The 11,607-nt window shown below is 70.7% G+C and carries 9 protein-coding genes; 2 read left to right on the top strand and 7 right to left on the bottom strand.

The window, feature by feature from the left end; translation table 11 throughout:
- Positions 1–74 precede the first annotated feature (74 nt).
- Positions 75–1,784: an alpha-keto acid decarboxylase family protein gene (locus tag ACWGDX_RS08350; protein ID WP_453623457.1), complete on the bottom strand. Its 1,710-nt coding sequence runs from the start codon at positions 1,782–1,784 to the stop codon at positions 75–77.
- A gap of 230 nt (positions 1,785–2,014) precedes the next feature.
- On the opposite strand from ACWGDX_RS08350, the gene ACWGDX_RS08345 reads away from it, so the two are divergent.
- Positions 2,015–3,259: a PucR family transcriptional regulator gene (locus tag ACWGDX_RS08345; protein WP_453623456.1), complete on the top strand. Its 1,245-nt coding sequence runs from the start codon at positions 2,015–2,017 to the stop codon at positions 3,257–3,259.
- 81 nt (positions 3,260–3,340) lie between these two features.
- On the opposite strand, the gene ACWGDX_RS08340 is transcribed toward ACWGDX_RS08345, so the two are convergent.
- The 4 genes from ACWGDX_RS08340 to ACWGDX_RS08325 form a co-directional block, all read right to left on the bottom strand.
- A complete protein-coding gene (locus ACWGDX_RS08340) occupies positions 3,341–4,969 on the bottom strand; it encodes a phytoene desaturase family protein (protein ID WP_453623454.1) in 1,629 nt (542 codons plus the stop codon).
- The gene (locus ACWGDX_RS08335; protein ID WP_453623453.1) at positions 4,966–5,427 is read right to left on the bottom strand and encodes an SRPBCC family protein; all 462 of its coding nucleotides are present in this window, start codon (positions 5,425–5,427) and stop codon (positions 4,966–4,968) included. The genes ACWGDX_RS08340 and ACWGDX_RS08335 overlap by 4 nt, the downstream gene beginning before the upstream one ends.
- 234 nt (positions 5,428–5,661) lie before the next feature.
- Positions 5,662–6,666, bottom strand: a complete 1,005-nt coding sequence (locus ACWGDX_RS08330) for a site-2 protease family protein (RefSeq protein WP_453623451.1) — start codon at positions 6,664–6,666, stop codon at positions 5,662–5,664.
- The gene (locus tag ACWGDX_RS08325; protein WP_453623449.1) at positions 6,667–6,816 is read right to left on the bottom strand and encodes a hypothetical protein; all 150 of its coding nucleotides are present in this window, start codon (positions 6,814–6,816) and stop codon (positions 6,667–6,669) included.
- Between the two features lie 585 nt (positions 6,817–7,401).
- Between ACWGDX_RS08325 and ACWGDX_RS08320 the strand changes: the two genes are divergently transcribed.
- Complete coding sequence (locus tag ACWGDX_RS08320; RefSeq protein ID WP_453623447.1) at positions 7,402–8,547, top strand: magnesium and cobalt transport protein CorA; 1,146 nt, start codon at positions 7,402–7,404, stop codon at positions 8,545–8,547.
- Between the two features lie 189 nt (positions 8,548–8,736).
- Here the strand turns inward: ACWGDX_RS08320 and ACWGDX_RS08315 are convergent, their stop codons facing one another.
- Entirely contained in the window at positions 8,737–9,174 is a 438-nt protein-coding gene (locus tag ACWGDX_RS08315) for a DUF6308 family protein (RefSeq protein WP_453623445.1), read from the bottom strand.
- Between the two features lies 1 nt (position 9,175).
- Complete coding sequence (locus tag ACWGDX_RS08310) at positions 9,176–11,485, bottom strand: hypothetical protein (protein WP_453623443.1); 2,310 nt, start codon at positions 11,483–11,485, stop codon at positions 9,176–9,178.
- Positions 11,486–11,607 lie beyond the last annotated feature (122 nt).

The following is an 11,607-nucleotide window of genomic DNA, read 5'->3' as shown; positions in this document are numbered from 1 at the left end:
TGCCCGGATGTACGCGGTCGGCTCTCGCGCGCACGGTCAGCCCTCGCGTACGCGGTCGGCTCTCGCGTACGCGGTCAGCTCTCGCCGTTGCGGCCGCTCATTCCCGCGGCGATGTCACGGAGCAGACCGGGCGCGTCGTGCGTGCCGGTGTGGACTTCGAGCAGGACCAGCCGGTCCGTGGCCTCGTCGGCCGCCGCCAGGGCCCGGTCCAGTCCTGCCGGGGTGTCCGCGCTCAGACAGAGCGCGTCGCGGACGCCGAGGACGGCGGGCAGTCGCTGCCAGTCCCACCGGGCGATGTCGTTGTACGCCGCCTCGGGGCCGTGGATGGCGCGCTCCACCGTATAACCCGCGTTGTTGACGAGGACGATGACCGGTGTGAGGCCGTAGCGGCCGATGGTCCCGAGTTCCTGCGCCGTCATCTGCGCCGAGCCGTCTCCGATGACGAGCAGACAGCGGTGGCCGGGGGAGGCGAGCTGCGCGCCGAGCAGGGCCGGCAGGCTGTATCCGATGGAGCCCCACAACGGCTGTCCGATGAACCGCGATCCGGTGGGGAAGCGCTGGGTGGACAGACCGAAGTAGGACGTGCCCTGTTCGGCGACCACCGTCTGTCCCTCCCGGATCGACCTGGCGATCCGTGGCCAGAGATACGACTGGGTCAGCGGCTCGTCGGGACGCGGGCTCCGCCCAATGGCCGAAGCTCCAGTGGCGGAGGCTCCGGCAGGGTGATCTCCCGCGCCACCGGTGAAGGCGTCGACGAGCGGTTTCCCCGCCACCACTCCCGTCAGCGCCGACAGCGCGACGCCCAGCGGCACCCCCGGGTACTCCGTGCCGTCGACGAAGGCGGACTCCGGCTGGAGGTCGATCCCCCGGCCGGGATCGATACGGTGGCTGAAGCCGCCGCTCGTCGTGTCCGTCAGCCGCACCCCCGCACGGATGAGGACATCCGCGTCCTCGACGGTCCGCCGGACGCGCGGGTCGCCGAAGGCCCCCGAGTACACCCCCAGCGAGGTGGAGCGGCTCTCGTCGGCGACCGTCTTGCCCATGCAGAGCGTGGCGAACGGCAGCCCGCCCGTATCCAGCAGCTCGGCCAGTGCCTCCCGCGCGCCGAACCGGTCCACCAGGAAATCGGCCAGCACGGTGACGCTCCGCGCACCGGCCAGCGCCCTGCCCGCGGCGTCCGCGAACCGCTCCAGGGAGCCGGGGTCGACCGGGAAGGAACGTCCCTTCCGTGGCAACGGACGGACCGGCGCGGGTATCGGGGCGAGCGCGACATCGGAGGCCATCCGCAGATATACGGGCCGCTTCTCCCGGAGGGCCGCCACCAGGACACGGTCGATCTGCTCGGCGGCGTCGGCGCGGGTGACGGTGGCCATGGCGGCGCTGACGCTCCGCTGGGCACGCTCGAAGCGTTCGAAGTCACCGTCCCCGGCGGTGTGATGGACCAGCGCGCCGGTGCGTTCCGCCGCGGTGGAGGGACCGACGACGAGATGGACGACGGGCACGTATTCGGCGTAGCCGCCCGCCACTCCGTTGATGGCGCTCAGCTCCCCCACCCCGAAGGTCGTGAGCAGGACCCCGATCCCCCGGACGCGCGCATAACCGTCCGCCGCGTACGCGGCTCCCAGTTCATTGGCGTTTCCCACCCAATCGATCCTGGGGTGCTCCATCACCTTGTCGAGAAAAGCGAGATTGTAATCTCCGGGAACACCGAACACATGGTCCACCCCGAGCGACGCGAGACGGTCGAGAAAGTATTCGGCGATCGTGATGTCACGTGAAGTCATCGGTTCCGCTCCAACCCGCGGTTCTGGTCCCACTCTCAACCATCCATGGGCGCGCCCGCTCCCGGTAGGGGAGGAAGCGAGAATTGGCGCGCCTTTTTCTTGGGGAAACCTCAAGGTGAGGAGGGGTGAGCCGATAGGGACGCGGGCCCGTGACAGGAGATGTACGGTGATTCCACAGGCGCGAGGGAGACCGTGACCGGAGCCGGTTCGCGAGTGTTCGGGGGCGACCCATGATCGATTCATTGTTCCGGGAGATGATCGAGGAATTGCCGGTCTTCGCACCGAGAGTCACGGAAATGATCCGTACGGAGATTCCCCCGTACTCGGTCGTGCCGGAACAGGAGCACATTCGCGCTGTGACAATCCAGCTCCATGGGCTGCTGGACGCACTGGACCGCGGAATCGCGCCCTCGGCCGAATATCTCCAGGCGGCTTCGCGGCTGGGCGCGGCGCGAGCGGCGCAGGGTCTGCCGGTCGAGACCGTTCTCGGCGCGTATCACATCGGCTATCGGGAGACCTGGAACGCTCTGATGCGGGGCGCGGTCCGCCGGGGACAGGAGGCGGTCGCCGAACTGGCCGGGCAGGTCACCACGTTCTGGACCTGGATCCAGGAGCTGACCGACGCGGTGGCCGTCGCGTACGAGACGGTCCTCCGCTCGGAGCTGTCGGCGCAGGAGGACCGGTACCGGCGGCTGATCGAGGCCATGGCCGCCGCCGACCCGGCCGACGAGGCGACGGTGACACTGGCCCGTTCCCTGGGGTACGACCCGGTCGGCGCGTTCCAGGCGTTCCGCGGGCGCTCCGCCGACCTGCCGAGCGGCGGCCTGGAGCGCTTCCGCCGACATACCGCCACCGGGCCGGGCGTGGTGGTGGCCACCATTCACGGCGGCGCGCTGTCGGTCCTGAGCCAGGGAGTGCCGGACGACGCCATCCTGCGCTCACTCGACCGGGCGGTGGGCAGGGCGGTGAGCCGGACCGTGGACCGGGAGGCAGGCCGGAGGGTGGACCGGACGGTGGGCCAGGCGGTGGACCGCGCGGTGGACCGGGAGGACCCTGCGGCTCCGCCGCTCGGCGTCGGACTGCCGAGGACCGGGCTGTCCGGGGCCGCCGACAGCTTCCAGGACGCCGACGGCGCGCTGTCGCTCGCGCTGCGCCGGGACGGCGGGACCGTCCGCTACGCGGTCGCCTGGCTCCAGTCGAGCCTCGCGGAGCAGTCCCGCAGGCTGAGCGATCTCCTCGGCGCCGGTGCCCGTACCGCCCAGGCGTACCCGCATCTGTCGGCCGCCGTGATCGCCTACGCGGACCACGGGTTCATCCCGACCGCCGCCGCCCGCGCGCTGCACGTACACCCGAACACGGTGGTGTACCGGCTGGACCGCTGGACGGCACTCACCGGCTGGGACCCCAGGACCCGGGACGGCCTCATGAGATCGCTCCTGGCCCTCGATCTCTACCCCGCCCCGCACACGCCCTGACGGGGTCCGGTACGCAGTCACGAGCCGACACGGAGTTACGGGCCAACCGTACGGGTCACGGGCCGACCGTCCCGCACGGGGTCACGGGCCGTCCGTCTCGCCGCTCCGGCCCCGCCGCGCGAGCACGCGCTGCGCCGTGGCGAGCACCCGGCCCGTACAGTGCGCCCGGAGCGCGGCGCGGGCCGCGTTGGCGCCCGGCGCGCCGTGCACCGCACCGCCCGGGTGGGCGGACGCGGAGGCCAGATAGAGCCCGCGCACCGGGGTCTCGGGGCGGCCCGTGCCGGGCAGCGGCCGGAAGACCGCCTGCTGGTGGAGGCTGGTCGTACCGCCGTTGACCGCTCCGTCGCGCAGATTGCTGTCGGCGGCCTGGAGCGTGGGCGGCGCGAGGATACGGCGGGCCCGGATCCGGTGGCGGAAGCCCGGTGCGTACCGTTCGACCCGTTCCTCGATCCGGTCGGCCATGACCTCCTGTTCGAACGGATCCCACCGGCCCGTCAGACCGTCCGTACCGGCGTCCCCCCGGACATGGTGCGGTACGTGGGTGTAGGCCCACGCCGACTCGGTACCGGCCGGAGAGCGCGTCGCGTCCGCGGTCGTCATCTGGCCGAGAAGGGCGAAGGGCCGGTCGGGGACCCGGCCCATGGCGAGCTGGGCCGCGAACCGGGTGAGGTCGTCCATCCCGTCGGCGAGATGGACGGTGCCGGCCGAGCCGGCCGCGCGAGCGTCCCAGGGCACGGGTCCGTCGAGGGCCCAGTCGACCTTGAAGGTGGCCCAGTCCCACTGGAAGCGGCGCAGATCGTCCATGACGCGCGACGGCAGATGCTCGGCGCCGACGAGTCCGCGGTACAGATCCGGCGCCGACACGTCCGCGAGGACCGCTCTGCGTACGGCGACGGCGCCGCCCGTGGCGGTACGTACCCCCACCGCCCTGCCTCCCCGTACGACGACCTCCGTGACCCGCTCGCCGCAGCGGACGGTGACTCCGCGCCGGCTCAGCCTCCGCACCAGCGCCGCCGTCAGCTCTCCCGAGCCGCCGACCGGGACCGGGAACCCGTAGGTCTGTCCGAGCATGGACATCAGCCAGCCGAATCCGCCACTGATCGCCGACTCCGGGGCCAGATCGGCGTGCAGCGCGTTGCCCGCGAGCAGCAGCCGGCCGCCCTCGCCGTCGAACTCCTCCTCGCCGAGGCGCCGTACCGGCAGCAGCATGCTCCGTACGAGCCGCAGTCCGCCCGCCGCGCGCAGCCGGGCCGCGAGCCTGACCGAGGCCTTGACGGGCGGAAAGGGAGTGAAGAGCGTCGCGAGAAGGTCCTCCCGCAGACCGTCCCAGATCCGGCAGAGGCCGTCCCACGCCCGGCCGTCACCGGGGGCGAAGGTCTCCAGCCCGGCCGCCGTCACCCGGCGGTCGCGGTCGAGTACGGCGCACCGCCCGTCCCTCAGCGGGTGCGCGACCACATGGGGGGCATGGCTCCAGCGCAGTCCTTCCCCGTACAGATCGAGCCCGGCGAGTACGGGAGAGGCGGCGGCCATCGGATAGAAGGCGCTGAACACGTCGCTCACATAGTCCGGGTGGACCCCTCGGTCACTGCGTACGGCACCGCCGGGCTCGTCCTGTGCCTCCAGTACCTCCACGCTCCACCCGGCGTCGGCGAGCAGATTCGCGGCCACGAGGCCGTTGGGCCCGGCTCCGATCACCACCGCGTCGGTCATCGCCGGATCTCCTGCCCGTCCGCCGCGCTCTCCCGTTCCACCACTTTCGCCAGCCGGGCGAGCATGTCGCGGTGGCGGATCTGGAGGAGCGCGTCGATCGCGAGGTTGTGGACCGCGCCGGCGAAGCCGCGCAGCGGATGCTCGTCGACGATCAGCAGCGTCTCGTCGCCCCAGGACCGGATGTCGAAGGCGATACGCGCCGTGCCGAACGGTCCGCTGCGTGCCTCCAACTCCAGCCAGCGGGGCGGTTCGTAGCGCCGGACGACGGTGCTGCCGTGAAACTCTTTGGGGCCCACACGCACGGTGTAGGAGAGGGAGGAACCGACCTCGGGCCACGGGCCTTCCCCGGGGGCGGAAAAGGCCGTGCCGACGACCCAGTCGGCGTAGCGCGACGGATCTTCGAGAACCGCCCAGACCGCGGACGGCTCGCTGTGGACGAGCTGGTGCCGTACAGCCATGTGCCCTCCCTGGCGAATCGGTGTGACGGGGGGTGAGGGGGTGGAGGGGGTGGAGGGGTGACGGACCCGCGGACTCTCGCTCTCCGTCGTCGGACCGGCCTTCGGCTCAGAATCGATCGGCCGGTATGCGCGGTCCGCCAACCGGTACGCGCGGTCCACTACGAGGCTCCGGCACCGCGGCACCCGCGGCAACCGGGGCACGGGTGTCCGTGTCCAGCGGGTGCCGCGGAGGCTTCATCGACGGTCACCCCAGTCCACCCGGTGGTGCTTCGCGGCGATCAGCCGCGAGACCGTACGGCTGATGTCGGAGGAGGAGACGATGCCGAGGAGTCTGCGGCCGTCCAGCACCAGGACCCGGTTCTCGGCGCCGGGCCGCATACGGGGCAGCAGATCCGCCAGCGCGTCGTCCGCTCCCGCGGTGGTGACGTCCGTCAGGGGCAGCATCACCTCCTTGACGGTCGCGGACTCCCGTTGCTCCTCCGGTGTGTGGCGGGCGCGCTCCAGGGTGATCAGTCCCGCCGCGTCACCCGCCGCGTCCGTCACCGGGAAGGCCGAGTACCGGTAGCGGTAACGGGGGTCGGTGAGAAACCGCGCCACGGTCAGCCCGGCGGGCGCGGTGACGGGATCCGGTGTCATGGCCTGTCGTACGGGAACGCCGGAGAGGACGCCCCTCACCTGCGCCTGCCGGCCTTCGGCGGTGGCGGCCGTGATCAGGAACCAGCCGATCAGCGCGAGCCAGAGGCCGTCGAAGGCCCGGGTCGCGATGAACAGGACGAACCCCGCCACCACGAGCAGCCAGCCGAAGACCCGCCCGGCCGCGGTGGCTCCCGCCGTCGCCCGCAACCGGTCGCCCGTACGCCACCACAGCAGCGCCCGCAGCAGACGTCCGCCGTCCAGGGGGGCGGCGGGGATGGAGTTGAAGACGGCGAGAAGAACGTTGATGGCCGCCAGCCAGGCCGCCGCCTCCACGATCAGCCGCGGGACGTCCCCGACAAGGAGGAGCCATGTGCACAGCGCGAACAGACCGCCGAGCACGAGGCTCACCAGCGGGCCGACCCCGGCGATACGGAGTTCGGCCCCGGGGTCCGACGCCTCCGACCTGAGCCGTGCCACACCGCCGAGCAGCCACAGGACGATGTCGTCGACCTGTACGCCGTTGTGCCGGGCCACGATGGCGTGGGCGAGTTCATGGGCGAGGAGTGAGGCGAAGAAGAGCAGGGAGGTGATCAGCGCGGCCACTCAGTACAGCCCCACCGCGTGGCCGGGATAGACCTGTGGGAAACGCCCCTCCGCCAGGCCCAGTGCGATGAGTACGAAGATGACCAGGACGCTCCAGTGGACCCCGATCCGGACCCCGGCGATCCGTCCCAGTGAGAATGTCGCCCGCACTGCGTTCTCCCTCTGTCAGTTGTGGTCACCGCTCTGTCGGTTGGTGCGGAGAGCGGTGGGCGGAAGGCGGAAAGGCGGAGAGCGCTGTGAACGTCCCGGACGGGATGCCGGCCGGCTCCGGCCGGGCCGCGCGTGTGCTGCCCCGGGGCCCGGTACGCCGACGGGCACTTTCCCACCAGTCAACGACGCCGGACTTCAGGGCGCCACTCCAGCCACCGCCCCGGCCGCACCCCGTCCGGCACCCCTGCCCGACCTCCGTCGGCCGCCCCGGCCCGGCGCCCCGCCCGGCACCCTGCCCCGGCGGCCTGTCCGGCCCCTACTCGGCGTCCCGCGGCCGGACGGCCCCGGCGCGGTCCGGCGGGTATAGCCTGCTCAGAGGCCCCGTCCCTCGCGTACCGAAAGGCAGGTGAGACCACGATGAGTGGTGAACCTCCCCGTCGCGCCCCGTGGGACGCCGCCCCGACCGGGCTGTTCTAGTGCCTCTCCCGGCAAGCTTCGCCGTGTCCGGATCCGCAGGCGGCGTCCGCGGAGTGCCCGCGCGCGTTCCCCGGCGCCCTCTCCTTTCCGCCTGCGGAGGATTCCGTCATGTCCGAACGTCGTCTGCGCGCCCTGCGCGCGTTCAAGAAACCGGCCAAGCACCCCGACGAGCCCGGTCCCGCCACCGACAAGCCGGGCACATCCGCGCCGGACGGGGAACCGTCGCCCCGTGGAAGCAGCGTGATCGCCGCCGCCGTCTACTGCGACGGCTGCCGTACCCACACGTACGACTCGCTCGCCGAGACCTTCCAGGAGCTCCGTGAGACGGACGGCGGCATGGCGTGGATCGGCCTGCACCGGCCGAGCGAGGCCGAGTTGCTCTCCGTCGCCGAAGAGTTCGATCTGCATCCCCTCGCGGTCGAGGACGCCTTGGAGGCACACCAGCGTCCCAAGCTGGAACGCTACGGGGACACCCTGTTCGTGGTGCTGCGCGCCGCCCGCTATCTGGACGACGCCGAAGAGGTCGACTTCGGCGAGCTGCACCTCTTCGTCGGACCCGATTTCGTGATCACCGTCCGCCATGGGGCCGCTCCGGATCTGGCGTCGGTGCGCCGCCGTATGGAGGACACCCCGGATCTGCTCAAGCGCGGCGCCGAAGCGGTGCTGTACGCGATCCTCGACGCGGTCGTCGACGGCTACGCGCCGGTGGTGGCCGGTGTGGAGAACGATGTCGACGAGATCGAGACCGAGGTCTTCAGCGGCGACCCGAAGGTGTCCCGCCGTATCTACGAACTCTCCCGGGAGGTGGTGGAGTTCCAGCGCGCCACCCGCCCCCTGACGAGGATCCTGGAAGGGCTGACCGCCGGATTCGAGAAGTACGGCATCGACGAGGAGCTCCGCCGCTACCTGCGCGATGTCGCCGACCACGCCACGCACGTCACCGAACGCGTCGACGGCTTCCGGCTGGCGCTCCAGGACATCCTCGCCGTCAACGCCACCCTCGTCACCCAGCAGCAGAACGAGGAGATGAGACTGCTGGCTCGGGCCAGCCACGCGCAGAACGAGGAGATCAAGAAGATCTCCTCCTGGGCGGCGATCCTCTTCGCCCCGACCCTGGTCGGGACCATCTACGGCATGAACTTCAGACACATGCCGGAGTTGCACTGGGTACTCGGATACCCCTTCGCCATCGCCCTGATGGCGGTTGTATGCACCAGTTTGTTCGTCATCTTCAAGCGACGGAACTGGCTCTGAGTAATCCCTCCAGAGGCGACAGCTCTACCAGCCGACGCCTCCAGACCGCAGGCGTCGTGGGCGTCTCAGAAGCGGCTGGGGAGAATCTGGGGAGAATGAAACGCGCTCCGCTCCGGGCGGTCTCGCGCGACTGCGGGCATTGGCATGCGGACTGCTCCCTCGATATGTCGAGCCCGGGATTGCCCTCAGTCACAGAGAGTAAGAGATCTGCGGCCCGGTACGAGACCAGGCCCGGTACGCTGGCGAGCCGTCCGCGACGACCGAGGCATCGGCGTCGGAGAGATCGGTGTCGGAAGGGATGCCTCGCAGCAGTTCGGACAGTTGGGTGCCCAGCGGGCCTTCCAGCAGGTCGAGGGCGACGGGCGCGGGGACGGTCACCGACAGGGTCTGCACCGCCACCAGGTCCTCTGCGGTGAACCGGTCCGCGACCTGCCGACGGTCACCCCCGCCCGTCAGGTGCTCGAACCGGCCTCCCGTGAACGCGCCGGCACCCGGGGGCAGGCCGATCCCGAAGTAGCGGCGCAGGTCGTCCACCACCCGCTCCGCATCCAGAACGGCGTGCAGGCGCTGCCCGACCACGGACGGCTCCCCGCCGGAGAAACCAGGCCCCGCGACGAGCTCGTCCATCTCAGATACCTGTGCCCTCATCTGTGTCAGTTGTGGCCGGTGGTGTCGGCTGGGCCGCCCATACCTCGCTGATCAAGGTGAAGGACGTGGTGAGCATCCTGGCCGCCCAGCGTGGGGGCATGACGGAATGAGTCCTCTGGCCGTGGGCGATGCGGTTGCGGAGCTTGCGCCCCTCGTGGAGGAACTCCGTCTGCCGCTTGGTCAGGAGGCCACTCTCCTTACCCTGCTTGATGAGGGCGTGGAGCGGCTTCGTGCCGGAGTCAGGGATCTTGGCCCGAAGGACGATCTCCATCGCGATCAGGGCGTGCAGGAGGGCCACGGTGGAGAACTCATAGCAGAAGTAGGAGTGGCGCAGGAGCTCGCGGGAGGTGTGCAGCACTGTTGCCGCGGGCTGCGGGATACCGGAGGGCACCGTCAAGCCGGCGACGACGTCGTGCATGTCGGCGTACTGGGTGACGAAGTGATGGGCCCGGGGGTCGGGCACGGGGAACGGCAGGCGCTGATCGGCGGCGGCGTTCCACGGCAACGGCATCCGCGTGCCGCTGTCGGCAGACCCCGTCCGGGCAGGTGGCTCCTCCCCGAGGAAGAGCACAGCCAGAGCGATCTGGAGCACGAGCGCTGCCCTGTGCCGGGAGGGCGTGTCGACCAGGTCGTGCAGGACGTTGTTGCGGAGGTTCATCTGGCCCTCGGCGTTGCCCAGTACCGTCCGGAGGACGAGGGGCCACGGCTCGGGGAAGCCGAGTTCATCCAGCTTGTCGAGGAGGGGGCCAAGCTGCTGGACCTGTCCGATGGTCTCCCCTTTCGCGTGCGTGATCACCGCGATGTTGGCTGCCTGGAGTCGGCGGCGCAGCGTGCCTTCGAGGCGCGGCAGCGCCAGGGCCAGGGCCGTGTCGACATCGCCCTCCCAGAACGCCTCGAAGGCGCGGGCGAGACCGCGCATCCGAGTCTCCGGAGCATGCTTCGGGCCGGCGAAGAACGGCACGAGGTCCTCCGCCGTCGGGCGGAACCGGTCGCAGACTCGGTCCAGCTGGGTTTCGACGACCAGGCCGTGCACGTTGAGGGCGAAGACGTGCTGCCGAAAGAAGAAGCTCTCTCCTCCGGTGCTGTCGCTCCCGACGGTGCGCGTCACGACGGGGCCGTTGGGGTTGATGTACATCGTCGGCAGGGACAGCAGCCCGGGCGGCAGGGCCGCGGAGTCACTCATCGTGGGAGGGGTGGTGGCGATGAAGTGAAGTGCGTGCTCCATGCTGTCGGCGGCGTCGATGGCCGCGCTCGCTGCCTCCAGGTAGCCCGCCGGCAGGGCAACCGGTGTGCCAATGGTATCCATGGGAAGTTCGTCCAGACCGATCTTCTGCTGCGTTCGGCGCACCTCGTCAAGGGCTTCGGTCAGTCCGCTGTCGCGGGCATGTCGAGCAGCTTCTTCCAGGGCGAGGAGTTTCCGGAGTCCCGTGCTGCTGTCGGCCAGTTCCATACGGGCGCGGTGGATCTGTTCGTCCACGTCGCGGTGCTCGTCGGCGCCCACCACGCGGCGGAGCTCTTCGAGGAACTCCACCCGGTAGTAGAACTGGACCTCCCCGCAGTACTCGTCGACGGCACGTTCGAGCAGGGGGCGCACGGCGGGCCTGTCGTGCGTGCTGACCACGAGCGGGGCGGTCATGAGGCCGAGCACGCCCGGCGACGGGGGCTTCCAGGCGAGCGCGGCCTGGCCGAGAGTGATCATCTCGCCGACGATGTCGGTACGCTCCGGCTGCCGCGTAGCGGCCGCCAGGCCGTAGGCGAGCACCAGGGCGTCCGCTGCAGCAAGTCGGGCCACCTCGACTTCGAAAAATGCCGCCCCGCCCGGCTCCGGAGGGGGGACGAACGCCTCCAGGTGTTCCTCGGCCTTCGTCAGCAGCGCGCCGGCAGCATCCCGGTAGCTGTGCACCGCGGAGCGGAGGTCCTCGATGGGCCGTGTCCCGTGCTGGGCCACCCAGAGCAGGTGGTGAAGCCGCGCCCGGACCAGGGGGTGGGCAGTCTTGGGGGCGTAGACGGCCCAGGCCTCGAAGACCGCGGGCGGCATCTCGCCCACGGCCCTCGAAACCAGGTCACCGTTGTCGTCGGTGCTGCGGAACGGTCCGAGGACGACGCCCCAGGTGCCGTCCTGCAGCCGGAACTCCATGGCCGCCCACAGGGCCGCGAAGTGCTCGTGCTCCTCCTCGCCCGGGTTCGTGTGCGACCAGCCAGCGCGCAGTTCCCGCCCGGCCTTGCGCAGTGGTTCGCAGGAGTCGACTCCGCTGTTCACCGCGCTGAGAACTGCTGCCTGAGCATCCATCTCGACTCCTGACTCCAGATATAGCGGTCGAACTCTAGGCGACCGTCCTGGCCAGGAACGAGCGGATGTCGAAATCGAGCGTCCCCTGCGCCGGGGCATCCGGAGCCGGGCGAGGGGCGGTG

This window comes from Streptomyces sp. NPDC055025 (assembly GCF_053608565.1).
The sequence above is the reverse complement of the archived record's forward strand: the minus strand, read 5'-3'. Positions and strand labels throughout refer to the sequence as shown.

What these genes read in the sequence shown, in the direction of transcription:
- ACWGDX_RS08345 (WP_453623456.1), top strand. Translation starts at nt 2,015, where the DNA reads ATGATCGATTCATTGTTCCGGGAGATGATCGAGGAATTGCCGGTCTTC.
- ACWGDX_RS08310 (WP_453623443.1), bottom strand. Translation starts at nt 11,485, where the DNA reads ATGGATGCTCAGGCAGCAGTTCTCAGCGCGGTGAACAGCGGAGTCGAC.
- ACWGDX_RS08340 (WP_453623454.1), bottom strand. Translation starts at nt 4,969, where the DNA reads ATGACCGACGCGGTGGTGATCGGAGCCGGGCCCAACGGCCTCGTGGCC.
- ACWGDX_RS08350 (WP_453623457.1), bottom strand. Translation starts at nt 1,784, where the DNA reads ATGACTTCACGTGACATCACGATCGCCGAATACTTTCTCGACCGTCTC.
- ACWGDX_RS08320 (WP_453623447.1), top strand. Translation starts at nt 7,402, where the DNA reads ATGTCCGAACGTCGTCTGCGCGCCCTGCGCGCGTTCAAGAAACCGGCC.
- ACWGDX_RS08315 (WP_453623445.1), bottom strand. Translation starts at nt 9,174, where the DNA reads ATGGACGAGCTCGTCGCGGGGCCTGGTTTCTCCGGCGGGGAGCCGTCC.
- ACWGDX_RS08335 (WP_453623453.1), bottom strand. Translation starts at nt 5,427, where the DNA reads ATGGCTGTACGGCACCAGCTCGTCCACAGCGAGCCGTCCGCGGTCTGG.